Here is a 24,529-nt window from a genome sequence, read left to right as displayed (position 1 = left end):
AGAGACCAAATTGAGCAACACCACGCGCCTCGCGGTCGATATCGGAGGCACCTTCACGGATCTCGCGCTGGAAACGGGCACGGGGTTCTACACGACCAAGGTCCTGACGACGCCGAGCGCGCCGCAGGACGGCGTGACGGCGGGCGTCGCGCAGATCCTGGAGACGGCCGGGATCGCGGCCGGCGACGTCGACATCCTCATCCACGGCACCACGCTCGCGACGAACGCCGTGATCGAGCGCAAGGGGGCGCGGACCGCGCTTCTCACCACCGAGGGCCACCGCGACGTCCTCGCGCTGCGCAACGAGAGCCGCTACGACCAGTACGACCTCAACATCGTGCTGCCGGAGCCGCTCGTGCCCCGGCATCTGCGCCTCCCGATCCCAGAGCGGGTCGACAATGAGGGCAAGGTGCGCCTCCCGCTCGACGAGCGCGCGGTGACGGACACCATCCCGCTCCTGCGCAAGGAGAAGGTCGAGTCGATCGCCGTCGGCTACATGCACGGCTTCGTCAATCCGGACCACGAGAAGCGCACGCGCGACATCCTCGCCGCCGCGCTGCCGGACGTGCCGATCTCGCTCGCTTCGGAGGTCTCGCCCGAGATGCGCGAGTGGGAGCGTTTCTCCACCGCCGTCGCGAACGCCTACGTCCAGCCCCTCATCCAGCGCTATCTCACCCTCCTCGAAGCGCAGCTTCGCGAGATGGGGCTGACCGCGCCGATCTTCATGATGCTCTCCGGCGGCGGCCTGACGACGGTCGAGACGGCGCGACGCTTCCCGATCCGCATCGTCGAGAGCGGCCCGGCGGGCGGTGCGATCTTCGCGGCGGAGGTGGCGCGCCACTGCGAATTGCCGAACGTCGTCTCGTTCGACATGGGCGGCACCACCGCCAAGATCTGCCTGATCGACGATTTCCGCCCGCAAACCGCGCGCGCCTGCGAGGTCGCCCGCGTCGGCCGCTTCCGCAAGGGCTCCGGCATCCCGCTGCGCATCCCCGTCATCGAGATGGTGGAGATCGGCGCTGGCGGTGGCTCGCTCGCGAAGGTCGACGCGCTGGGGCTCATCACCATCGGCCCGGAAAGCGCGGGCGCGGACCCCGGCCCCAGCTGCTACGGGCGCGGCGGCACGCACCCGACGGTGACCGACGCCAACCTCGCGCTCGGCCGCTACGACCCCGCCGCCTTCGCAGGCGGCACGCTGCCGCTCGACCCGTCCGCCGGTGAGGCCGCGCTCCTTGCGGATGTCGGCACCCCGCTCGGCTTCGATGTCGGCATGGCGGCGCTCGGCGTCGTCGAGATGGTCGACGAGAACATGGCGAACGCCGCGCGCGTCCACACCATCGAGTCGGGCAAGTCCTTCGACGGGCGCACCCTCATCGCGTTCGGCGGCGGCGGCCCCGTCCATGCGACGCGCATCGGCGAGAAGCTCGGCATCGGCCACGTGATCATCCCGTCGGGGGCGGGCGTCGGCAGCGCGATCGGGTTCCTGCGCGCCCCCGTCGCCTACACCGTCGTGCGCAGCCTCTATCAGCGGCTCGGCTCCGTGGAGCTCACCGCGATCAACCGCATGTTCGCCGAGATGACCGGGGAGGCGGACGACATCGTCGCGCGCGGCTCGTTCGGGGCGGCGACGCGCGCCACGCGGACCGCGTTCATGCGCTATGTCGGACAGGGCCACGAGATCGCGGTGGAACTCCCCGTGCGCGACCTCGACGCCGCCGACATCACCGCCATCCGCGCCGACTATGAGTGCGAATATTCGCGCCTCTACAATCGCGTGGTCCCCGGCGCCGACATCGAGGTGCTGAGCTACGAAGTGACCGTCACCACCGCGCCGTCCGCCGCGAGCGCGACCCGAAACGGCGCGGCGAACGGCGTATCCGGCCCGGTCGCGTCCCGGCCCGTCCGCGATCCGACCACCGGCGCGGTGTCCGACTGGGCGATCGTGCCCCGCGCGGGCCTTTCGGCCGGAACGAGCGTGGCGGGGCCCGCCATCATCACCGAGGACGAGACGTCGACCCTCGTCGGCAGCGGCTGGACCGCCGCCATCGACGGCAACGGCTACATTCACATCTCCTGGAGCGCCGCATCATGACCCCGCCAGCCACCAGCCAGGCCAGCGCTCTTGAAACCATTCAACGCCAGATCATGTGGAACCGGCTCATCGCGGTGGTCGAGGAGCAGGCCCAGATCATGATCCGGACCGCGTTCTCGACATCGGTGCGCGAGGCGGGCGATCTCTCGGCCGGCATCTTCGACATGAAGGGCCGGATGATGGTCCAGGCCGTCACCGGCACGCCCGGCCACGTCAACTCGATGGCCGAGAGCGTCGGCCACTTCCTCAAGAAGTTCCCCGCCGAGACCATGCGGGAGGGCGACCACTACATCACGAACGACCCCTGGCTCGGGACGGGGCACCTCCACGACTTCACGATGGTCACCCCGGCCTTCCACCAGGGCAAGATGATCGGCCTCATCGCCAACACCGCGCACGTGATCGACATCGGCGGCCTCGGCATGGGGCCGGAGGGCCGGTCGGTCTACGAGGAGGGGATGTATATCCCGATCGTCAAATGCTTCGACCAGGGCAAGGCGAACGAGACCTTCTTCGACATCATCCGCGCCGGCACCCGCCTGCCGGTGGAGCTCGAAGGCGACATGTATTCGCTCGCCGCCTGCAACGAGGCGGCCTGCCGGCGTCTCTCCGAAATGATGGACGAGTTCGCGCTCACCGAGCTCGGCCCCCTCGCCGAGTTCATCTTCGACAGCAGCCACCGCGCGACGATGGCCGAGATCGCGAAGCTCCCGCGCGGGACCTACGCTGCCGAACTCGGCTCGGACGGGTACGAGTTCCAGCTCACCTTGTGCGCGGCGCTCACCGTCCTCGATGACGGGATCGAGGTCGACTATACCGGCACGTCCGGCCTCTCGCGCTACGGCGTCAACGTCCCGGCGGCGTACACGAAGGCCTATTCGGGCTTCGGCCTCAAGGTCGTCATCGCACCGCACGTGCCGAACAACTGGGCCTCGCTCGCTCCCTTCCGCACGAAGCTGCCGGAGGGGTGCATCCTCAACGCCCCGCACCCCTATCCTGTGTCCGCGCGCAACGCGACCGGCCAGCTCCTGCCCGACCTGATGATGGGCTGCCTCCACCAGATGGTGCCGGACCGGGTGATCGCGGAAAGCTCGTCGACGCTCTGGAACACGCCGATGCGCGGCGGCTCCGCCGTCTCCGGCCAGGGGGCGTCGAACCGCAAGGTGCTCCCCGATTTCGAGATCATCACCTTCCACTCCGGCGGCACCGGCGCGCGCCCGACGCTCGACGGCCTCTCCGGCACCGCCTTCCCTTCGGGCGTGCGCACGGTCCCGGTGGAGGCGATCGAGAATGTCTCGCCGCTGATCATCTGGAAGAAGGAGATCCGCCCGGATTCGGGCGGGGCCGGCCGCTCGCGGGGCGGGCTCGGCCAGGTCATGGAGATCGCCGGCAAGGACGACCTGGAGTTCGCGAGCAACAACATCTTCGACCGCATCACCTTCGCCCCGCGCGGGCGCGATGGCGGGCAGTCGGGCGCGGCGGGCGTCGTGAAGTGGAAGTCCGGCAAGGCGATGCGGCCGAAGGGCTTCCACATCATCCCCGACGGCGACCGGCTGATGCTGCTGATGCCGGGCGGCGGCGGGTTCGGCGACCCGGCGACGCGCGACCCCGCCCTCGTCGCCTCCGACGTGCGGGACGGGCTCGTCTCCGCCGACATCGCCCGCACCGTCTACAAGACCGCCGTCTCGGACGAGGGCGAGGTCGACCTCGAAGAGACGAAGCGCCTGCGCGCCTGACCCCTCGGGCGGGGCACGCCGGCCCCGCCTACCCCTCCGCTTCCGCCGCCATCTCAGCGCGGAGCCACTCTGCAAAGCCTCTCATCGCGGGCGTCACCGCCCGCTCGGCCGGGTGGGTGAGATAGTAGCGGCCGGTCGAGACCATTCGGCCGAAGGGCTGGACGAGCCGCCCCTCCTCGATCTGCCGCCCCATCATCGCGACGGGGAGGAGCGCGACACTCTCGCCCCGCGCCGCCATCTCGGCGAGCGCAAGGGAGGAATCGAACACCGGCCCCGTCAGAGGCGGGCAGACCGCACCCACCTCCTCGAACCATCTCGGCCACTCGTCGGCGCGATAGCTCCGAAGAAGCACGTGCTGGGCGAGGTCGTCCGGATGGCGCAGCGACGCCGCGATCGAGGGCGCCGAGAGCGGCGACATCGGCGCCTCCACCAGCGCCATCGCCTCGATGCCGGGCCAGCGCCCGCCGCCGAAGCGGATCGCCATGTCGAGCCCCTCTCGGCCGATCTCGACGCGGTTGTTGTGGGTCGAGAGGCGGAGCTCGATCTCAGGATGGGCCTCGCGGAAGGCGGCCAGGCGGGGGATGAGCCAGCCGAGGGCGAAGGTCGTCACCACGCCCACCTTCAGCACCTCTACATGATGGCCACCGCCGATCCGGTCGAGCGCGCGCGCCATCGCGTCGAACCCATGCTCCAGCACCGGGAACAGCGCCTGCCCCTCGTCGGTGAGGACGAGCCCGGCCGAGGTGCGCAAGAAGAGCGTCGTGCCGAGGAGATCCTCGAGCCGCGCGATCTGGTGGCTCACGGCCGCCTGCGTCACCCGCAGCTCCACCGCGGCGCGGGTGAAACTGCCCTGCCGCACGGCGACCTCGAACACGCGCAGCGCATTCAGCGGGATGTCGGGTCGATCCATTCACGCATTACCTCAGCTAATGGCGGGTCTTATGATTTCTCGGCTGTGCGCCACAATGGGGGTTTGGTACCGAAATGACGTGAGTTCAACTCATGTCGAGTGCCTTCGAGACCGGGCGTCCCTCGCGCGCTGAGGCGTGGCGAGAACCGGTCCGCAACAAGGATCTTCCAGTATGCGACGTGACCTCTTCACGCTGCCGCGCGCAGCGGGGCTGGCGCTGTGCGTCCTCCTGCCCGCCCCCGCCTTCTCGGCCGACCCCGAGACGCGCCTCGCCGACACCATCGCCCGGATCGAGAGCGGCCTCGACGCGCGGGTCGGCGTCCTCGTCCGCGACAGCGCGACGGATTGGGAATGGGGACACCGTTCCGACGAGCGCTTCCTGATGGCGAGCACCTTCAAGTCCGTCCTGTGCGGCGCGGTCCTCGCCCGTGTCGACGCGGGCGACCTCTCCTTGTCGGAGCCGCTTGCGGTGCGGAAGGCGGCGATGATCGCCCATGCGCCGGTGACCGAGAAGCATGTCGGCGGGACGATGAGCATCGGCGAATTGTGCTTCGCGACGCTCGACATGAGCGACAATCCGGCCGCCAACATCCTCGTCGAGCGGCTCGGCGGGACCGGGGCGGTCACGGCGTTCGCGCGCGCCCTCGGCGATCCGGTGACGCGGCTCGACCGGCTGGAGCCGGAGCTCAACCTCTTCGAGCCCGGTGACCTGCGCGACACGACGAGCCCGGAGGCGATGCTGTTCATCTGGGAGGCGATGCTGCGCGGCGACGCGCTGAGCCCGGCCTCGCGCGCCCAGCTCGACGCGTGGATGAGCGAGGGCGGCGTCACCGGCAAGCTCCTCCGTGCCAGCACGCCCGACGACTGGGCCGTCGCCGACAAGTCCGGCGCGGGGCGTGACCACACGCGCAACCTCGTCGCGATGGTGACGCCGCCGGGCCGCGACCCCTATTTCGTGGCGATCTACCTCTCCGACAGCCCGGCCGACTTCGCCGCCCGCAACGCAGCGGTCGCGCAGATCGGCAAGGCGGTCGTGGACGTGATCGCCGCGCGCTGAGGCATCGTCCCGGACGGGACTAGAGGGGCTTGCGGGCGACGAACCGTCCGCCCCCCATCTCGCCCGTCCGGTAGAGGCTGACGAAGAAGTTGTAGGCGCTGTCCCAGCGGTCGAAATGGGCCTCGCCATAGCGGGCGACCGTCTGTTCCTTGAGCCCTCGATACATGGCGAGGCGGTTCGCGAGAATGTTCGCCCACGGCTCCGCGAGGTCGACGAAGGTGACGGTGCATCCCTCCCCCTCAAGGAGCGCGCGATAGGCCGCCTCGGTGCTCAGCTCCTGGAAGGTGATCTCCGCCTGGAGCCGCTTCAGCGCCGCCTCGCGGGTGTGTTCCGTGGTGAGGACGTCGGTGAAGGCGAGGCGGCCGCCCGGTTTCAGGACGCGCACGCACTCGGACACGAGGCGCGGCTTGTCCGGCACGTGGCAGAAGGCCTCCTGGCTCACGAGAACGTCGAACGTCGCGTCATCGAAGGGCAGGTCGAGCGCGTTCGCGACCTCGTAGTCCACCCGGTCGGAGAGCCCGGCCATCTCCGTCAGCCGACGGGCACCGACGATGCGGCTCTCCGTCAGGTCGATCCCGGTCACGCGGCAGCCGATATTGTGCGCGAGATAGCGCGCCGGGCCGCCCATGCCGCAGCACACGTCGAGCACGCGGGTGCCGGCGTCGATCCCGGCGGCGGCCGCGAGCGCATCGTTGGCGGCGAGACCGCCATAGTGGTCCTGATCGTAGGTCTGCAGCTCGTTCTCGGTGACGTTGTCGGGGTCGAACCCGTCCTGCCGCAGTTTCTCCATTATCTCCCACTCGTTGATCGGGTGGGTGTCATAGAAGCTGACAACGGTTTGGATTCTCTCGGCTTGCGTCATCTGTCCAACTCCGGTGCTTCGGAGTGACAGCATAGCATCGAAACCTATGATTCCGGCCGCAATGTCCTCACGGGCGGCGAGCGGACCGCCCCCGCGCGCGCCGCGCACGGGGGCCGGTCGTCATTTCGCCCGGTACGCCTCGGGCAGGATGAACACCTCGTCGGCGCGGGTGTAGCCGCCGTCCTTGACCTCCTCGATCAGGACCATCGTGTGCGGCCGGGCCGCCTCGGAGAAATACTCGACCAGCATGTCCGTGACGCGGTGGCTGATATCGGCCTTCTGCGCGGCGCTGAGCGCGGCCTCGGGCGTCTTGATGTTCACGAAGGGCATCGTTCGGGTCCTTTCTCAGGCTTGGGGGTGGAGGAGGTCGGCGAGGCCGATGCGCTCCATGAGCTGGGCGCGCACGCGGTCGGCGACACCGTTGACGATCGCCGCACCGTCCTCGGACGGGTCGATGTGGCTGCGGAAGGGGCGCCGTCCCTTGGGCAGCGCCACGATCCGCACGATCTCGCGCGCCACCGACGCCGGGTCCGCGTCCGCCGGCTCCAGCGCGGCGAGCCCCTCGAGCGCGCGCTGGTCGACGCCCTGATAGGGCCCCTCCCACCACGCCGCCGCCCGCGCCGCATCGGCCGGCTGTCCGGCATGGGCGAAATGCTGGGTGCCCTTGGTGAAGGCGCCGGGGACCACGATGCTCGTCTCGATCCCGAAGCGCGCGAGCTCCAGCGCGTAGCTCTGGGCCATCGCGTCCATGGCCGCCTTCGCCGCAAAATAAGGGGCGAGGAAGGGTGGCGTGCCGCCCCGCGTCGAGCTCGACCCGACCCAGAGGACGAGCCCGTCCCCCGCCGCCCGCATGTGCGGGAGGGCAGCCCGGTTGACGCGCTGCGTGCCGAGCACGTTGACGTCGTAGAGGTGGGCGAGCTCCTCGGCGCTGAACGCCTCGGCCGGGCCGAACACCATGTGGCCGGCATTGTGGACGAGGACGTCGATCCCGCCGGTGCGGTCGACCATGGCGGCGACCGCCGCATCGACCGACGCCGCGTCGGTCACGTCGAGCGCCAGCGTCTCTATCGCGAGTCCCTCGGCCGCCAGCGCCTCGATCCGCGCGGCGGGCGCGCCGCCATGGGCCGCGGGATCGCGCATCGTCGCGAAGACGTGGTGCCCGTCGCGGGCGAGGGCTTCGGCCGCCATCGCGCCGAACCCGCTCGACGCGCCGGTGATGAGGATGCGCGCCATCACACCACCCCGCCATTGGCGCGGATGATCTGGCCGTTGATCCAGCCGCTGTCCGGCCCCGCGAGGAAGCGGACGACCCGCGCGATGTCCTCCGGCGTCCCGAGACGGCCGAACGGGTTCATCCCGGCGATCTGCGCGACCAGCGCCTCGCTCTTGCCCGACAGGAACAATTCCGTCCCGACCGGCCCCGGCGCCACCGCGTTGACGCTGATTGCACGCGGCCCGAGCTCCTTGGCGAGGATGCGCGTCATCGCCTCGATGGCCGCCTTCGTCGCGGCATAGGCCGCGTAGGTCGGCTGGTTGAGGCCGACGACGCTCGATGAGAAGTTGACGATCCGCCCGCCGTCCGCGAGCCGCGCCGCCGCCTCCCGCATCATGCGGAACGGGCCTGTGAGGTTCACGTCGAGCTGCCGCGCGAAGGTCGCGTCGTCGGTGTCGGCGACCTTGCTGAGCGTCATGATCCCGGCATTGTTGACGAGGATCGTGACGGCGCCGAACGCCGCCTCGGCCGCGTCGAACAGCGCCTTCGGCGCGCCGGGGTCGGAGAGATCGGCCTTTGCGGCAACAGCCTTGCCGCCGGCCGCCTCGATCCCGGCGACGACGGACGCGGCCTCTTCGGCGCTCCGCGCATAGTTGACCACCACCTTCACCCCGTCCGCCGCGAGCGATCGGGCGATCTCCGCGCCGATCCCGCGCGAGGCGCCGGTGACGATCGCGACCCTCATCCCTTCATTGGTCATGACGACCTCCTCTGCTGTTGCGGGAGATTTGAGGGATCGCGCCGAACAAACAATGCGCCACGAATTGACATCAGAATTCGCCTATGGCGAACAATTCCCATGGACCGCATCGACCGCATGGAACTCTTCGCCCGCATCGTGGAAAGCGGGAGCTTCGCCCACGCAGCGCGCGCCCTCGGCGTCGCGCGCTCCACCGCGAGCGAGGCGGTGAAGCTCCTCGAGGAGGAGACCGGCACGCGCCTCCTCGCGCGCACCACGCGCCACGTCTCGCCGACCGCGGAGGGGGAAGATTTCTACCACCGCGCCCGCGCCATCCTCGCCGAGTTGGAGGAGGCCTATGGGCGCTTCCGCACCGGCGCCCCGCGCGGACATCTGAGGATCGACGCCTCGGGCCAGCTCACGCGGACCTTCCTCGTCCCCCGCGTCGCGGACTTCCTCACCCGCTACCCGGACCTCACCATCGCGTTCGGCCAGTCCGACCGCTTCGTGGATCTGCTGCGCGAGGGGGTCGATTGCGCGCTGCGCGTCGGCGATCCGGAGGACAGCAGCCTCAAGATGCGCCGCCTCGGCCTCCTGCCGGAAATCACCTGCGCGAGCCCCGCCTACCTCGCCGCCCACGGCACGCCGCGCGATATCGACGATCTCGGCGGCCACCAGATGGTCGGCTTCGTCTCCTCGCGCACGGGAGAGGTGATGCCGCTCGAATTCCGGCGCGACGGGCGGGTCGAGATCCGACGCATCCCGGCGCGCGTGACGACCGACAATTCCGACACCGCCGCCGCACTCGCGGCGAACGGGCTCGGCCTCATCCAGGCGCCGCGCTACCGCTTCACGGCGGCGCTTGAAGCCGGCACCCTCGTCGAGGTGCTGCCGGACACGCTCCCCGAGCCGATGCCACTCAACGCGATCTATGCCGGCAACCGCCAGATGTCGCGCCGGCTCGATGTGTTCCTCGACTGGGTGGCCGGCCTCTTCGCCGCCCCCGCCTGACCCGCCAGAATTGGCATCCCCGACATCGGGCAATGGCCCGCGACACCGGGGGCGCTCCGTCCCTAGCTAGCCCCGCCCGGCGATCCATTCCGCCTTTCGGCCGAACGGATTTGGGCGCAGGCTGCGCTGACGCGGGCGCGGTGAGCGAGGGCGGAGGGGCCGTGCGGACGGATGCGATCGACCATTGCGATGTCGTCGTCGTCGGGGCGGGCTCGGCCGGCTGCGTCGTCGCGGCCCGCCTCTCCGAACGGCCGGACCTGTCGGTCACCGTCCTCGAGGCGGGCGGATCGGACCGCAGCGTCTGGGTCCGGATGCCGATCGGCTATGGCGGCGCGTTCTACCATCCGACGCTGAACTGGCGGTACTATACCGAGCCGGACGAGGGCCTCGGCGGGCGCAAGGCCTACTGGCCGCGCGGCAAGGTCGTCGGCGGATCCTCGTCGATCAACGCGATGGTCTATATTCGCGGCCAGGCGGCCGACTATGACGGGTGGGCCGCGGCCGGCAATCCGGGCTGGTCCTATCGCGACCTCCTCCCCTATTTCCGCAAGCTCGAGACGAACCTTCCGGGCGGCGACACCTGGCGCGGCGACAGCGGCCCGATCACCGTGCGGGACGTCGCCGACGACGCGCATCCCCTCTCCCACGCCTTCGTCGCGGCGGCCGAGAAGGCCGGCTTCCTCCGCAATCCGGACTTCAACGGCGCCGACCAGGAGGGCGTCGGTTTCTATCAGATCACCACGCGGGGCGGGCTGCGCTGCTCGGCGGCAACGGGCTATCTCCACCCGGCGCTGAAGCGGCCGAATCTCCGCCTCGTGACGCACGCCACCGTGATGAGGGTCCTCTTCGAGGGACGGCGCGCGGTCGGCGTCGAATATCTGAAGGACGGCACGACGCACCGCCTGATGGCGCGGCGGGAGGTGGTCCTGTCGGCCGGGGCCATCGGCTCGCCGCAGATCCTCCAGCTCTCCGGCGTCGGCGACCCGGAGCGGCTCGGCCCGCTCGGCATCGCGACGACGGTCAACGCCCCGGCGGTCGGCCGCAATCTCATGGACCATGTCGGCTTCGATCTCGTCTACGAATCGAAGGTGCCGACGCTGAACGCGACGCTCGGCCCCCTCCTCGCGCGCGGGCGGGCGGGACTCCACTATCTCCTGACGCGCGGCGGTCCGCTTTCGCTCAGCGTCAACCAGGCCGGCGGCTTCGTGCGCGGCGACGCGGGGCGGGCGCGGCCGAACCTCCAGCTCTATTTCTCGCCGCTGTCCTACACGCGCGCGGTGCCGGGCAAGCGCCGCCTCACCGCGCCCGATTCCTTCCCAGGCTTCATGCTCGGCATCTCGAACTGCCACCCGAAGAGCCGGGGCTGGCTCCACATCCGCTCGGTCGACCCGACCGCCCCGCCGGAGATCCACCCGCATTATTTCTCGGCGCCGGAAGACCTCGAGGAGCTTCTCGACTCGGTTGCCCTGATGCGGGCGATCGCGGCCGAGCCGCCGCTCGCCTCGGCCATCCTGCGCGAGCTCGCGCCGGGGCCGGACGTCACCGACCGTGACGGCCTCATCCACTATATCCGCGAGCGGACGACCTCGGTCTTCCACCCCTCCGGCACCTGCCGCATGGGGCCGGACCCGTCGGACGGCGCGGTGGTGGACCCGACCCTCAAGCTCCACGGCGCGGAGGGCCTGCGCGTCGCCGACGCCTCGATCATGCCCGCGATCACCGCCGGCAATCTCAACGCCCCCTCGCTGATGATCGGCGAGAAGGCGTCCGACCTGATCCGCGCGGACCTTTAGGACGCGGCGCGCAGGATCCGGCCGAGCCGCTCGACGCCGCGCTCGATCTCGTGCGACGCGACTGCGCTGAAGCCGAGCGTCAGCCCCTTCACGCCGATCGGCTGGAGGGCGAAGCGCGAGAGCGGCGCCGTCGCGAGGCCCGCCCCCAGCACCGCGTCCTCGACGCGCCGCTCGTCCGCATCGGGCGGCAGGAGGCCCACCGTGTGGAAGCCGGTGTCGGTCGGCCGGACGTCGAGCCGCCCGTCGAGATGGCGCGCGGCGGCGGCGAGGAGCGCGTCGCGGCGCTCCTTGTAGAGGTCGCGCATCCGCCGCAGGTGGGCCGAGAAGTGCCCCTCGGCGATGAAGTCGGCCACGATCGACTGCATCGCGTGCGAGACACCGTGCGCCGCCGCGCCGAGCGTGCGCTCGAAGATGTCGACGAGCGCGGCCGGGACCACCGCATAGCCGAGCCGGATCGCGGGAAAGAGGGCCTTGGAGAAAGTGCCGATATAGACGACGCGGCCCGACCCATCGAGCGCCTTCAGCGGCGGCAGCGGCGAGCGGCCATAGTGGAACTCGCCGACATAGTCGTCCTCGAGGATCCACGCGCCGATGTCCTCCGCGGCGGCGAGAAGCTCGAACCGGCGGTCCCGGCTCATCGTCGTGCCCATCGGGTGCTGGTGGGCGGGGGTGACGAAGGCCATGCGCATGTCGGGGCAGACGCGCCGCCCGGCGGCGACGTCGATCCCCTCCGCGTCGACCGGCACCGGCACGAGCTCGGCCCCGCGCGACAGGAAGGCGTTGCGCGCCCCGATCGCGCCGGGATTCTCCATCCACACCCGGTCGCCGGGATCGAGCAGGATCTGCGCGATCTGCACGAACGCGTCCTGCGCCCCGGCGAAGACGAAGACCTCCTCCGGCTGGCACACGAGGCCGCGATTGGCGCGCAGATGACGGCAGATCGCCATGCGCAGCGCCGGCAATCCCGTCGCGTCCGGATAGGACATGATGGAGGCCCGCGTGCCGCGCCAATATTTGGCCGAGAGGCGCGACCATTGCGCCATCGGGAACGCGTCGAAGGCGGGCATCCCGGTCACGAACGGACGCGGCGCAGACGGGTGCGCGAGGCGCGGGAAGAATTGCTCCGAGATCTCGCGGCTGAAATGGGCAAGGCGCGGCAGGCGCGCATTCGCCTCGCACGGGCGCGGCCGCGCGGGCTGGGTGCGCACCTCGTCGCTGATATAGGTCCCCGCCCCGACGCGGCTGACGAGGAGCCCCTCCGAGGTGAGCTGCTCGTAGGCCGCGACGGCCGTCGTGCGCGAGACGCCCTGCTCGCACGCGAGCACGCGGCTCGCCGGCAGCCGGGTTCCCGGCGGCAGGTCGCCCGACAGGATCAGCTCGCGCAGATGCGTCGCGAGCTGCATCGATAGGTTGGCCGCGTCGTTCCGCTCAACCCTCAGCGTCGGGATCAACGCACCGCCGGCATACTTGGTCACCGATCACCGTGTCTCAATTGGTCCGCCACGTTCTGCGAAGTGGACCTTATCGGCAGACCGATTGGCAAGCGAAATTAACAGAAAGGCATCAGGTGAGATTGTCATGCGACTGACACGCATCGAAACCTTCACGACCCCGGACATCGGGTTTGTGCGCGTGACGGACGCGACCGGGGCCGTCGGATGGGGCCAGGTCTCGACCTACCATTCCGACATCACGGCAAATGTGCTGCACCGTCAGATCGCGCCCTGGGTGCTCGGCGTCGAGATCGAGGATCAGGACGATCTCTTCGACCGCGCGGCCGAGAAAGAGCACAAATTCCCCGGCTCCTATATCTGCCGCGCCATGGGCGGAGTGGAGACGGCGCTCTGGGACCTGCGCGGCAAGGTAGCGGGCGTGCCCGTCGCGACGCTCCTCGGCGGCTCGCCGGGTCCGCTGCGGGCCTACGCGTCCTCGATGAAGCGCGACATCACCCCCGAGGCCGAGGTCGAGCGGTTCAAGAAACTCATCGGCGAGAAGGGGTTCGACGCGCTGAAATTCCGCATCGGCGCGGAGTGCGGGCGCGGTGTCGACGAGTGGGAGGGCCGCACGGAGGCGATCATCGCCGCGATCGGCGGCGCCTTCCGGAGCGAGGGCATCACCCTCCTCGCCGACGCCAACTCCTGCTACGCTCCCCCCGCCGCGATCCACTATGGGCGGATGCTGGAAGACCACGGCATCACCCACTACGAGGAGCCCTGCCCCTATTGGGAGCTGGAGCAGACGGCCGAGGTCTCCGCCGCGCTCGACATCGACGTGACGGGCGGCGAGCAGGATTGCTGGATCCCGACCTGGAAGCGGATGTTCGAGCTGAAAGCCGTCGACATTGCGCAGCCCGACGTCCTCTATGCCGGCGGCATCGGCCGCACGATGCGCATCGCGAGGATGGCGGCGGAGCACGGCCTGCCGGTCACCCCGCACAGCGCCAACCTCTCGCTGGTGACGCTTTTCACCATGCATCTCCTGCGCGCGATCCCGAATGCCGGCAAATATCTGGAATTCTCGATCGAAGAAGAAGACTACTATCCCTGGCAGTACGGCCTCTACGTGAACGACCCCTACGTGATCGAGGACGGTCACGCGCGGGTGACGGACGCGCCCGGCTGGGGCGTCGAGATCGCCCCGGAGTGGCTCGCGAAGTCCCGATACGCCGTCAGCGAGGTAGAGGCATGAGCACCGACGCCGCGATCCGCGACTATCTCGCCACCGGCGCGCTGCCGGCGCTGCCGGCCGACCATTTCATCGCCGGCGCGTGGGCCGCCCCCACCGCGAACGCGCGGATGGAGACGTTCGACCCCGGCCTCGGCAAGCCCTTCCACGAGTTCGCCGCCGGCAACGAGGAAGACGTCGACCGCGCCGTCATGAGCGCCGACGGCGCGCAGGATGGATGGGGCCGCACCAAGGCCGGCGCGCGCGGCGCGATCCTGATGCGCGCCGCCGCGCTCCTGCGCGAAGAGGCGGCGCGCTTCGCGTTCGTCGAAAGCCTCGACAGCGGCAAGCCGCTGCAGGAGGCGGAGGGCGACGTCGCCGGCGCGGCGCGGGCGTTCGAATATTATGCCGGCGCCGCCGATAAGATCGAGGGCGACACCTTTCCGATCGGCGACGCCTATCTCGGCTACTCCCACCCCGAGCCGGTGGGCGTCACCGCGCACATCATTCCGTGGAACTTCCCGATCTCGACCGCTGCGCGCGGGATCGCGCCCGCGCTCGCCGCGGGCTGCACCGTCGTCGCCAAGCCCGCCGAGACGACGCCGCTCACCATGCTGATGCTCGGCGACCTCCTCCATCGCGCGGGTCTGCCTGAGGGCGTGTGCAACGTCGTCACCGGCACCGGCCCGGCCGCGGGCGCCCCGCTCGTCGCCCATCCGCGCGTGCGCCACATCACCTTCACCGGCTCCGTCCCGACCGGCCAGGGCGTGATGCAGGCCGCCTCCCGCAACGTCGCGAGCGTGATCCTCGAACTCGGCGGCAAGTCGCCGCTCATCGTCCTGAAGGACGCCGACCTCGACGCGGCGGCGGACGGGGTTATCGGCGCGATCTACGAGAATGCCGGGCAGGTGTGCTCGGCGGGCTCGCGCCTCATCGTCGAGCGCGCGGCGCACGACGCGCTCCTCGACAAGGTCATCGCCCGCGTGAAGGCGCTGAAGATCGGGCATGGGCTGCGCCGATCCACGCTCGGCCCGCTGAACTCCGAGCCGCACCTCCAGCGCGTCGCGGCCAAGGTCGCCGCCGCCAAGGCGCGCGGCCTCTCCCCGGTGATCGGCGGCGCGGCGGCGGTCGACCCGGAGACGGGCGCCGGCTGGTTCTTCGAGCCGACGATCTTCGACGACGTCGCCCTCGACGACCTCGTCGTCCAGGACGAGATCTTCGGCCCCGTCCTCGCCGTGCAGATCGCCGAGGATGTCGAGGACGCGGCGCGCCTCGCGAACGGCACCGACTACGCCCTCGTTGCCGGGATCTACACACGCGACTTCGCCGCCGCGCACCGCCTCGCGCGCGACGTCGACGCCGGCCAGGTCTACATCAACGAATATTTCGCCGGCGGCATCGAAGTGCCGTTCGGCGGCAACCGCCAGTCCGGCTTCGGCCGCGAGAAGGGGCTCGCCGCCGTGCACAATTATTTGCGCGTCAAGAGCGTCGCGGCGAAGATCGGTTGATGCCCTTGGAGCCGAAAACCACGCCCTATTGGTGGGACCACACCCCGCCCGCCACCATCGAGCCGCAGCCCCTGCCGCGCCAGGCGGACGCTGTGGTGATCGGCTCCGGCTATACCGGCCTCCACGCCGCCATCCAGATCGCGCGTGGCGGTCGCAGCGTCGTCATCCTCGAAAAGGGCGTCCCCGGCGAGGGCTGCTCGACACGCAATGGCGGCCAGATCTCCACCTCCATCAAGCCGAAGCTCCCGACCCTGACGAAGCGCCACGGGGCGGAGACGGCGCGCGCCATCCTCGCCGAGGGCGTCGCCTCCCGCGCCTTCGTGGAGGATTTCGTGCGCACCGAGGGGATCGCGTGCGACTTCCGCAATTGCGGCCGCTTCCACGCCGCCGCGAGCCCGCGCGCCTATGCCGAGCTCGCCCGTATCGCCGACGGGGAGAATATCACCCTCGTCCCGCGCGAGCGCCAGCGCGAGGAGCTCGGCACCGACGCCTATCATGGCGGCGCCGTCTTCCACCGCCACGCCGCGCTCGACCCCGGCCACTATCATGCCGGCCTCCTCACCAAGGCGCGCGAGGCGGGTGCGGTCGTGTTGCCTGAGACGCCGGCGACCGCCATCGCCGAGAGCAGCGGCGCGGTCACGATCACGACACCGCGCGGCTCGATCGTCACCCGCGACGTCGTCCTCGCCACCAACGCCTATACCGGCCCGGTCGCGCCCTGGCATCGCCGCCGCGTCATCCCGATCGGCAGCTACATCATCGCGACCGAGCCGCTCGACCCCGCGCTCGTGAAGCGACTTTTCCCGACCGGCCGCATCGCCTCCGACAGCCGCCACGTCGTCTACTATTATCGCGTCTCGCCGGACGGCCGCTCGATCCTCTTCGGCGGGCGCACGAGCGCGGGCGAGATGGGCGCGAAGGCCGGCGGAGCGCGCCTGCGCGAGGCGATGTGCGCCCTCTTCCCCGAGCTCAGCGCGGCCCGCATCACCCACGCCTGGATGGGCTTCGTCGCCTACACCTTCGACGAGCTCGCCCACACCGGGCGCGAGGGACGGATCCACTACGCCATGGGCTATTGCGGCTCGGGCGTCGGAATGGCCTCCTATCTCGGCATGAAGGCGGGGCTGCGCGTGCTCGGCGACCCCGCCGGCGAAACGGCGCTGATGCGCCCCGAATTCCCCACGCGTCCCCTCTACCGGGGCGACCCGTGGTTCCTGCCCGCCGCCGTCACGACCTACCGCGTCCTCGACAAGCTTGGTCTGTGATGGATCGGAATGCAAAACCGCGCGAAATGGACCTTTCGCGTGGCACTATCGTGCGGTCCATTTTCAAGGTTGACGGCGATACCAACAAATTCGTCCAACACGGGAGAAGAACATGACGTCGATACTGCGCGCCCTCCTGGGTGGTACGGCAATCGCGCTGATGGCCGGCAGCGCGAACGCTGAGACGCTTCGCCTTTTGACCTGGGGAAGCTACGCCCCAGACGAGCTTGTCCAGAAGTTCGAGAAGGAATACCCCGACATCGACGTCGAGGTGACGTTCTCCAACAACGAGGAAATGGTCGCGAAGCTCCGCGCGACCGGCGGCACCGGGTTCGACCTCGCCCAGCCCAGTCACGACCGCGTGTACGCGGCCCAGGTCGAGTACAACATCTACAAGCCGCTCGACCTCTCGAAGATCGACACGGACAAGATGGCCCCGAACCTCCTCGAGGGCGTGAAGGCCAACACCACGATCGACGGCGAGGTCTATTCTGTCCCGCATCAGTGGGGCACCTCGGGCATCATGGCCAACAAGAAGGAAGCGCCGGACGCCAAGAGCTGGGGCGACCTGTGCGACGAGAAGTATAAGGGCCGCACCTCGATGCGCCTGCGCCGCACGATCCTTCTCGGGACGGGCTTCGCGATGGGCTACAACCCGTTCGAGCTCTATGCCGACAAGGACGCCTACCAGAAGATGCTGGACGAGGTGACCGCCAAGCTCATCGCGTGCAAGGACATCGTGAAGACCTACTGGACCGGCGGTGACGATCTCTCGGCCCTCATGCTGTCGGGTGAAGTCATCCTGTCGGAGACCTGGGACTCCACCGCCTTCAAGATCTACTCCGAGAACCCGGACATCGTGTTCGTGCCGCCGGAGACGGGCGCCCTCGCCTGGATCGACACCTTCACGATCCCGCGCGGCGGCCAGGCCGACGATGCGGCCTACAAGTGGATCAACTTCGTGATCCGTCCTGAGAACGTGAAGATCATGTCCGCCTCGACCGGCTCGCTCGCAGCCGTTCCGGGCGCCATCGACCTCCTGCCGGACGACAAGCGCGCCGCCGTCGCCGCCGCGTTCGACGAGGCCGCCATCAACAACCTGAAATTCTTCGCGAACATTCCTCCGGGTCTCGAAGACATGGAAGGCATTGCGCTGGAGCGCATCAAGGCCGCCACCGGCAACTGACCATGACGATCAGGGCGGCGCGCACCCGCGTGCCGCCCCCAACCGCCACGAAGGGGCCGCGATGTACGATCTGAGTTGTGCCGGCGTCACGAAGAGGTTCGGCCTGTTTCCCGCCGTGACCGATGTCTCCCTCGACATCCCGTCGGGCTCCTTCTTCTCGATCCTCGGCCCATCCGGCTGCGGCAAGACCACCCTCATGCGCATGATCGCCGGCTTCGAGACGCCGACCGAGGGTGACATCAAGATCAAGGGCGAGAGCGTCGTCAGCGTGCCGCCCAACAAGCGCAACGTGAAGATGGTGTTCCAGCACCTCGCCCTCTTCCCGATGATGAGCGTCGGCGAGAACATCGCCTACGGCCTGCGCTGCCGGGGCGACAGCCGCGGCGAGATCGGCGGCAAGGTGGCCGGGATCCTCGAGCGCGTCGGCCTGCCGGGCACCGCCGACAAGCGCATCGACCAGCTCTCCGGCGGCCAGAAGCAGCGCATCGCGATCGCGCGGTGCATGGTGCTCGAGCCCGACGTCCTCCTCCTCGACGAGCCGCTCGGCGCGCTGGACCTCAAGCTGCGCGAGCACATGAAGATCGAGCTGAAGCTCCTCCAGCACCAGTTCGAAACGACCTTCCTCTACATCACCCACGACCAGTCCGAGGCGCTCGTGATGTCGGACAAGGTCGCCGTGATGAACGCCGGCCGGTTCGAGCAGATCGGCAGCCCGAAGGAGCTCTACGACGCGCCGGTCTCCGGCTTCGTCGCCGGCTTCGTCGGCGATGCGAACTGCCTCCCCGGCACCATCGCCGCGATCGACGGGCGCGACGCCCGCGTCACGCTCGACAAGGGCGGCGAGATCGTCGGCCGGCTCTCCGATGCGAGCAAGGTGGGCGACAAGGTGGAGGTGTTCCTCCGCCCCGAGGCGCTCGCCTTCCGCGCCGGCGAGACCGGCACGAGCGTCGCCGGCACCGTCGACAGCCTCCTCTTCAACGGCGCCAACTCGCGCATCCTCGTGCGCATCGAGAACGGCCAGCTGATCGAGGTCGCCGACCCCGCACAGGCCGACGCGCTCACCGAGGGCGACAAGGTCACCGTGTCCTGGCCGGTCGAGCGCGCGCGGGTCTTCGCGCGGAGGGCCGCCTGATGGGGCGCGACGCGGGACGGCTGTCGCTGATCCTCCTCTTCACGCCCTTCTTCCTCTGGATCGGCCTCCTCATCATCCTGCCGCAGCTCGGCATCGGCTACGTCTCGCTGCGCGAGAAGGTGGGGGTCAACCAGTACGAGTTCGGCTTCGGGAACTACGCGAACTTCGTCAACGAGCCGATCTACCGCAACACGCTCATGCGCACGGCCTGGATCTCGATCCTCGTCACCGCGCTCGCCCTCGTCGCGGGCTTCCCGGTCGCCTACTATATCGCGAAGATCGCCAAGGAGCGGGGCCGCATGGCGCTGTTCCTCATGTGCCTCATCCCGCTCTGGGTGTCGGACCTCGTGCGCGCCTATGGCTGGATCGTGCTCCTGCGCGAGACCGGCGTCATCTCCACCGGGCTCCTGCGCCTCGGCATCATCTCCGCCCCGATCGAGATGCTCTATAACGACGTCACCGTCATCATCGGCCTCGTCTACACGGTCATCCTGTTCATGATCGTCCCGCTCGTCTCCACCCTCCAGGGCATGGACGACGCGCTCCTGGAGGCCGGCTACAATCTCGGCGGCTCGCGCCTCACCGTCTTCCGCCGCATCATCGTCCCCTACGCGATGCCGGGCATCGTCGCGGGCTCGATCATCACCTTCATGCTGACCGCCGGCTCCTACCTCACCCCGGTTCTTCTCGGCGGCAAGAATTCGAGCTGGTTCACCGAGCAGATCTACAACCAGTTCATCACGCGCTACAATTGGGAGGCCGGGGCGACCTTCGGCGTCCTCCTCCTCCTCTTCACGTCCTTCGTGGTCTGGATCGGCCTTCTCTTCACCGGCCAGAGCCTCGCGACCACCGTGGCGAAGGATTAGACCATGCCGACTTCGCCCCATCTCCTGTGGATCTACCGCGCGTACGTGGTGATCTTCTTCCTCTATCTCGTCGCGCCGCTGATCGCGGCCGGCGCCTTCGCCTTCAACGATTCGGTGTTCCCCTCGCTCCCCTGGCGCGGCTTCACGCTCGACTGGTTCTTCTCGCCGACCGAGCCGAAGCTCGGCCTCATCCACGACGACCGCCTCCTGCGCGGCATGGGCAACTCGCTCTATATCGGCCTCATCGTCGCCGCCCTCGCGGTCGCGGCGGGGACGTCGAACGCCTTCCTGTTCGAGCGCAAGCACTTCCCCTTCAAGGCGACGCTCTACATCTTCATGATCGTGCCGCTGGTGATCCCCGGCGTGATCCTCGGCATCTCGATCCTCGTCTTCGCCTCGATGATCGCGAACTTCGCCGACCGCCAGTTCGGCCTCTTCCTCACATGGCTGCGCCCCGGCATCCCGCTCATCGTCTTCGGCCAGTTCGCGTTCCTGACGACGATCACCTCGCTCGTCATCTCCGCGCGGCTGAAGAAGTTCGACATCGCGCTCGAGGAGGCGGCGCTCAACCTCGGCGCCTCGCGCCTGCGCGTCTTCCTGACGGTGACGCTCCCCTTCCTCTTCCCCGCGATCTTCTCGGCCTTCATCGTGGCCTTCCTCGTCTCCTTCGAGAACTTCAACACCACGCTGATGCTCGTCGGCTCCGACGCGCCGCTGACGATCACGATGTACGACCGCATGGTGAAGGTCGGCTCCACCCCGGTCCTCAACGCCGTCTCGGTGGTGCTGATGCTCGGCTCCGGCCTCCTCGCCCTCGCCTCGGTCCTCGTCCAGCGCCCCAGCCGCGCCTGACGCGCGCGGGGGGGCGGCCCGGCCTCCCGCAGTCGCGCTTTTCATGGCCGCCGCAATCGGCGGCGCTCCGCACGCGCCGACCGGCCTCTTCCTCACCACGCTGGCCGCCGCGGCCGAGGCGAAGCCGCAGCCCGAGCCGCTCCTCGGCGAATGGACGGTCTATCCCGCGATCGGTCCGACCACGCGCTCCTGCACCATCACCGTCCTGAAGGACCCGTTCGGTCCCAAGAAAGGCCGCGCGCGGACCTTCGCCTGCAACCTCGCGGAGGGGCTCGGCGGCATCAACGGGGTGTCCATCATCAGCGGCTGGAAGCGCGAGGGCGGCCGCATCGTCCTGTCGGCGATCGCGCGCCCGAAAGAGGTCAACGGCACCGTCACCGGCGACCATCGCTCCGTCATGAAGCGTTGACCCCGCGCAGGGGGAGAGAGGCCCGCGGCGGGGTCAAGTGTCCGCCCGGAGCCACGCGCAGCGCAGCGAGCATGGCGAGGACGGGCGCTTGACGCCGTTGCGGGCCGGCCCAGCCTCGAAAGGGTTTGCGAGGCCAGTCGGGCGCAACGCGCCCGTCTGTCCCCGCAAACCTGCCCACCGGCGAGGTGGAGGGAGCGCGAGGGGGGAAACCCCTCGCAACGGCCGCGCCGCGTGCTGAAGCGCCCGCGCCGCCCCCCCGTCCGTCCCGCCCCCGCCTCAGCCGATCTCGGCGAACGCCTCCGGCATCCAGTGCACCTCGCGCCGGCTCGCGGAGAAATAGCAGCGCCCGTACCGCGCGAGCTTGTCCCGGTCGATCTCCACGCCGAGGCCCGGCGTGGACGGCATGTTGAACCAGCCGCGATCGTGGTGGAGCGGCTCGGTGAAGATCGCGTCGCGCCCCTCCGGCACCCACCCCGGCGGGGCGAGCGGATATTCGTAGAGCATCTCGTCGGCAAAGCCGCTCGCCGCGTGGACGTGGGCGTTGACGATGAAGCCGAACCCCGTCGACCAGCAATGGGGCGTGAATTTCAGCCCCTCGGCGCGGCAGAGCTTCGCGACCTCCAGGCACTGCTTCACCCCGCCCGCCCACATCGCGTCGGGCTGGAAGATCGAATAGCATCGCATCCGCGCCATGCGGGCAAGCTCGTGATAGCCGGCGAAATGGAGTTCGCCCCCCGCGATCGGCACGCGCGAATAGGCGGTGAGTTCGGCCATCTCCTCGTGCCACTCGCCGAAGAGCGGCTCTTCCACCCAGGCGAGCCCCACATCGGCGGCCGCGTCCGCGAAACGCTTCGCCCGGTCGAGCGACCAGAGCGGCGCGTCGCCATTCTGCGTCAGGCGGAAGGCCTGGTTGCAGTCGACCGCGATCTTCATGCGGCCCTGCATGTAGGTCGCGACATCGCTGATCTGGGCGATGTCGACCGCCTCGTCGAAATCGTGGACGCGCACCTTCATGGTGTCGAACCCGTCGGCAAGGCGCGCCTCGGCCTCCTCGCGCCGCGCCTCGGGCGCGCGCAGCTCGCCCGCCGAGGCGTAGAGCTTCAGCCGGTCGTGCGTGCCGCCGAGGAGCTTGTAGAGCGGCAGCCCCGCGATCTTCGCCTTGATGTCCCAGAAGGCGGGCTCGATCCACCAATTGAAGTTGCCGCCGACGGCCATGATGTGGATGCGCTCGGCGAGGCGGTCGATGTCCTCGACGTCCTGCCCGAGGAAGAGACCGGCGAGGAGGTCGCCGAGACCCGCCCGCTCGCGCCCGGCCGCCGGGAAGGCGCTCCACCCCTCGACGCCCTCGTCGGTGACGAAGTGAACGAGGCAGAAATTCGTCTTGTGGCGGATGGTGCCGGGGATCCAGGACGGCGCGAACGGCGCCGGCAGCGGCGCGCTCACATGATAGAGCTCGACGCGATCAAAGACCTGCATGGGCCGCTCCGATATCGACTGCGCTGGCGATCCGGCCGGCTTCGGCCGCCGGATCCATGCTGCGAGCCTAAGGGCGGAATGGACGCCTGCTGATATCCAATCCGTCGCATCGAAGAGACCAATCCACCCACCCTCCCGCCGGCGGGCGGCGCGGGGTCAGCGCCCGCCGGCCGCGTGGTCGAGCGCGGCCATGATGCGGGCGCGGCTCACGGCGGCGATCTCGCCCCGCGCCGTCTCCATCTCCTCCTCCGCCGTCGCGTCGAGGCGCGTCGCGAAATTGGCGATGACGGTGTCGAGGTCCTTGTGGCGCACCAGCGCGACGACGAAGGGGAAGCCGAACTTCTCGCGATAGCGCCGGTTGAGGTCGGCGATCCGGGCGCGCGCGTCGCCCGTCGGCACCGCGACGCCGAGGCGGCCCTGCTCCTCCTGCGAATGGGCGGTCATCGCCTCGGGCGCGCCGGGGGCGAGCTCGGGATGGCCGCCGAGGAGGGCGATCAACTCGTCCGGGTCGAGCGCCTCGATCTCCGCCCGCACCGCCTCGGCGAGCGCCTCCGGCCCCGCGAAGGGCCGGCGCCGCGCGACCCGCGCCGCCACCATCGGCGAGCGCTCGATGAAGGGCACGATCAGCCGCGCCGCGGTCGCATCATCCGCCGCGTTGATCGCCCCGAGTGAGGATTCACCGTCCGCCATGGCCGCCCCTTCGCCCCCGTCCGGCCGGGAAGCTAAGGCGGCCACGCATTGTCAACTATGACAAAAAGGGGGACGTGCCGTTCGACAAATTCGAATGGGGTGGCGCCCTCGCCCGCGGTCAGCGCGCCCCTTGGCGGGCCCGGCGCACCTCGTCGAGGAGGTCCACGACGATCCGCTCCACGATCTCGCCGACCATCCGGCTGAGGCGCGGCAGGCTGCGCCGCGTGCTGATGACGAGCGCGATCGACTGGGGCGAGGCCGTGCGGTCCGACACCGGCACGAAGACGAGCCGCCCGTCGAGGATTTCCGGCGCGGCATCGAGCTCGGACGTGATCGCGACGTGGCTCCCGGCCGCCGCGAGATGCTTGACGAGCTGGAGCGAGTTCGTCGCGACCGGCGGCCCGCCCTCGGAGAACATCCAGCCGTGGCGCGCTTCCAGGATGCGCCGGATCGCGAGGGCGTGACTCTGGAGGGCGATCGCGTAGCCCGTCGCGTCCTTCAGCGTCGTGTCCGCCTTGCCGGCCAGCGGATGGCCGGGCGCGACGACGCAACCGAGCGGCAGCGTCTCGTTCCACAGGATGTGGAGGTCGCGATTGGCGCGCACATTGAAGGCGAGGGCGAGGTCCACGACCCCGTCGGTCAGCGCCGCCGCCACCCCGTCCGGCGACATGATCTCCACGTCGAGCTGCATCTTCGGGAAGCGCTCGAAGGCGGCGGTGAGGATGCGCGGAACGACGCCGTTCACCATCGAATCCATCGCGGCGAGGCGCACATGCCCCACCTCCGAGCCCTGCATCTGCTTGACGTCGGTCCAGATCCGCCGCTCGTCCGCGCGCCAGCGGCGGGCGAGGACGAGGAACATCTCGCCGGCCGGGCTGAGCGCCATCCCGCCCGTCTGCCGCTCGAAGAGCTGCACGCCGAGCCGCTCTTCGAGGAGCACGATCTGCCGGTCGATCGCGGAGGCGGAGATACCGATTTCACGCGAGGCGGCCTGGATGGAGCCGGCCGCGGCAACCGCCTCCAGGTACAGGATTCCGCGCGGAACGAGGTGGAGGGCCATCGGCGATG

At 69.6% G+C, this 24,529-nt stretch carries 22 protein-coding genes; 13 read left to right on the top strand and 9 right to left on the bottom strand.

Annotation, left to right across the window (positions count from 1 at the left end; translation table 11 throughout):
* The first annotated feature begins 10 nt into the window (after positions 1 to 10).
* Positions 11 to 2,092, top strand: coding sequence for a hydantoinase/oxoprolinase family protein (locus DBV35_RS20400; RefSeq protein WP_108662227.1), 2,082 nt, complete (start codon positions 11 to 13; stop codon positions 2,090 to 2,092).
* Positions 2,089 to 3,828 carry a hydantoinase B/oxoprolinase family protein gene (locus DBV35_RS20395; RefSeq protein ID WP_108662226.1) on the top strand — a complete coding sequence of 580 codons (1,740 nt, stop codon included), beginning with the start codon at positions 2,089 to 2,091 and terminating at the stop codon, positions 3,826 to 3,828. Before DBV35_RS20400 ends, DBV35_RS20395 begins: the two co-directional genes overlap by 4 nt.
* Positions 3,829 to 3,856: 28 nt before the next feature.
* Here the strand turns inward: DBV35_RS20395 and DBV35_RS20390 are convergent, their stop codons facing one another.
* Positions 3,857 to 4,738 (bottom strand): LysR family transcriptional regulator, encoded by an 882-nt coding sequence (locus DBV35_RS20390; RefSeq protein WP_108662225.1) that lies wholly within the window; start codon positions 4,736 to 4,738, stop codon positions 3,857 to 3,859.
* A 172-nt stretch (positions 4,739 to 4,910) separates the two neighbouring features.
* On the opposite strand from DBV35_RS20390, the gene bla reads away from it, so the two are divergent.
* Positions 4,911 to 5,795 (top strand): class A beta-lactamase, encoded by an 885-nt coding sequence (bla, locus tag DBV35_RS20385; RefSeq protein WP_108662224.1) that lies wholly within the window; start codon positions 4,911 to 4,913, stop codon positions 5,793 to 5,795.
* A gap of 19 nt (positions 5,796 to 5,814) precedes the next feature.
* On the opposite strand, the gene DBV35_RS20380 is transcribed toward bla, so the two are convergent.
* The 4 genes from DBV35_RS20380 to DBV35_RS20365 all read right to left on the bottom strand — a co-directional run bounded on the left by DBV35_RS20380 (position 5,815) and on the right by DBV35_RS20365 (position 8,630).
* Entirely contained in the window at positions 5,815 to 6,585 is a 771-nt protein-coding gene (locus DBV35_RS20380; protein ID WP_157961877.1) for a methyltransferase domain-containing protein, read from the bottom strand.
* Positions 6,586 to 6,777: 192 nt separating this feature from the next.
* Complete coding sequence (locus DBV35_RS20375; RefSeq protein WP_108662222.1) at positions 6,778 to 6,987, bottom strand: tautomerase family protein; 210 nt, start codon at positions 6,985 to 6,987, stop codon at positions 6,778 to 6,780.
* Positions 6,988 to 7,002: 15 nt separating this feature from the next.
* Entirely contained in the window at positions 7,003 to 7,890 is an 888-nt protein-coding gene (locus tag DBV35_RS20370) for an SDR family NAD(P)-dependent oxidoreductase (protein ID WP_108662221.1), read from the bottom strand.
* Positions 7,890 to 8,630, bottom strand: a complete 741-nt coding sequence (locus DBV35_RS20365; protein ID WP_108662220.1) for an SDR family oxidoreductase — start codon at positions 8,628 to 8,630, stop codon at positions 7,890 to 7,892. Before DBV35_RS20365 ends, DBV35_RS20370 begins: the two co-directional genes overlap by 1 nt.
* A gap of 99 nt (positions 8,631 to 8,729) precedes the next feature.
* Here DBV35_RS20365 and DBV35_RS20360 point away from each other — a divergent pair, with 99 nt between their 5' ends.
* Together DBV35_RS20360 and DBV35_RS20355 are read left to right on the top strand one after the other, a co-directional pair.
* The gene (locus DBV35_RS20360; RefSeq protein WP_108662219.1) at positions 8,730 to 9,620 is read left to right on the top strand and encodes a LysR family transcriptional regulator; all 891 of its coding nucleotides are present in this window, start codon (positions 8,730 to 8,732) and stop codon (positions 9,618 to 9,620) included.
* Positions 9,621 to 9,796: 176 nt separating this feature from the next.
* Positions 9,797 to 11,413: a GMC family oxidoreductase gene (locus DBV35_RS20355; RefSeq protein WP_108662768.1), complete on the top strand. Its 1,617-nt coding sequence runs from the start codon at positions 9,797 to 9,799 to the stop codon at positions 11,411 to 11,413.
* On the opposite strand, the gene pdxR is transcribed toward DBV35_RS20355, so the two are convergent.
* The gene (gene pdxR / locus DBV35_RS20350; RefSeq protein WP_157961876.1) at positions 11,410 to 12,888 is read right to left on the bottom strand and encodes a MocR-like pyridoxine biosynthesis transcription factor PdxR; all 1,479 of its coding nucleotides are present in this window, start codon (positions 12,886 to 12,888) and stop codon (positions 11,410 to 11,412) included. The genes DBV35_RS20355 and pdxR overlap by 4 nt on opposite strands.
* 103 nt (positions 12,889 to 12,991) lie before the next feature.
* On the opposite strand from pdxR, the gene DBV35_RS20345 reads away from it, so the two are divergent.
* The 8 genes from DBV35_RS20345 to DBV35_RS20310 all read left to right on the top strand — a co-directional run bounded on the left by DBV35_RS20345 (position 12,992) and on the right by DBV35_RS20310 (position 21,295).
* Positions 12,992 to 14,101, top strand: a complete 1,110-nt coding sequence (locus DBV35_RS20345) for a mandelate racemase/muconate lactonizing enzyme family protein (RefSeq protein ID WP_108662217.1) — start codon at positions 12,992 to 12,994, stop codon at positions 14,099 to 14,101.
* The gene (locus DBV35_RS20340; protein ID WP_108662216.1) at positions 14,098 to 15,585 is read left to right on the top strand and encodes an aldehyde dehydrogenase family protein; all 1,488 of its coding nucleotides are present in this window, start codon (positions 14,098 to 14,100) and stop codon (positions 15,583 to 15,585) included. Before DBV35_RS20345 ends, DBV35_RS20340 begins: the two co-directional genes overlap by 4 nt.
* Positions 15,585 to 16,850 (top strand): NAD(P)/FAD-dependent oxidoreductase, encoded by a 1,266-nt coding sequence (locus DBV35_RS20335; RefSeq protein ID WP_108662215.1) that lies wholly within the window; start codon positions 15,585 to 15,587, stop codon positions 16,848 to 16,850. Before DBV35_RS20340 ends, DBV35_RS20335 begins: the two co-directional genes overlap by 1 nt.
* Positions 16,851 to 16,962: 112 nt before the next feature.
* On the top strand, positions 16,963 to 18,036 hold the full coding sequence (locus tag DBV35_RS20330; RefSeq protein ID WP_108662214.1) for an extracellular solute-binding protein: 1,074 nt from the start codon (positions 16,963 to 16,965) through the stop codon (positions 18,034 to 18,036).
* A gap of 61 nt (positions 18,037 to 18,097) precedes the next feature.
* Positions 18,098 to 19,168, top strand: a complete 1,071-nt coding sequence (locus DBV35_RS20325; protein ID WP_108662213.1) for an ABC transporter ATP-binding protein — start codon at positions 18,098 to 18,100, stop codon at positions 19,166 to 19,168.
* Positions 19,168 to 20,034, top strand: a complete 867-nt coding sequence (locus DBV35_RS20320) for an ABC transporter permease (protein WP_108662212.1) — start codon at positions 19,168 to 19,170, stop codon at positions 20,032 to 20,034. The genes DBV35_RS20325 and DBV35_RS20320 overlap by 1 nt, the downstream gene beginning before the upstream one ends.
* Positions 20,035 to 20,037: 3 nt before the next feature.
* Entirely contained in the window at positions 20,038 to 20,886 is an 849-nt protein-coding gene (locus DBV35_RS20315) for an ABC transporter permease (RefSeq protein WP_108662211.1), read from the top strand.
* Positions 20,887 to 20,929: 43 nt separating this feature from the next.
* Complete coding sequence (locus DBV35_RS20310) at positions 20,930 to 21,295, top strand: hypothetical protein (protein WP_108662210.1); 366 nt, start codon at positions 20,930 to 20,932, stop codon at positions 21,293 to 21,295.
* A gap of 276 nt (positions 21,296 to 21,571) precedes the next feature.
* Here the strand turns inward: DBV35_RS20310 and DBV35_RS20305 are convergent, their stop codons facing one another.
* The 3 genes from DBV35_RS20305 to DBV35_RS20295 form a co-directional block, all read right to left on the bottom strand.
* A complete protein-coding gene (locus DBV35_RS20305; protein WP_108662209.1) occupies positions 21,572 to 22,771 on the bottom strand; it encodes a mandelate racemase/muconate lactonizing enzyme family protein in 1,200 nt (399 codons plus the stop codon).
* 156 nt (positions 22,772 to 22,927) lie between these two features.
* On the bottom strand, positions 22,928 to 23,461 hold the full coding sequence (uraD, locus tag DBV35_RS20300) for a 2-oxo-4-hydroxy-4-carboxy-5-ureidoimidazoline decarboxylase (protein WP_108662208.1): 534 nt from the start codon (positions 23,459 to 23,461) through the stop codon (positions 22,928 to 22,930).
* A 118-nt stretch (positions 23,462 to 23,579) separates the two neighbouring features.
* Positions 23,580 to 24,521, bottom strand: a complete 942-nt coding sequence (locus DBV35_RS20295; protein WP_108662207.1) for a LysR family transcriptional regulator — start codon at positions 24,519 to 24,521, stop codon at positions 23,580 to 23,582.
* Positions 24,522 to 24,529: the final 8 nt, after the last annotated feature.

This window comes from Acuticoccus kandeliae, from assembly GCF_003073115.1.
This window is presented reverse-complemented; position numbering and strand designations above follow the sequence as displayed.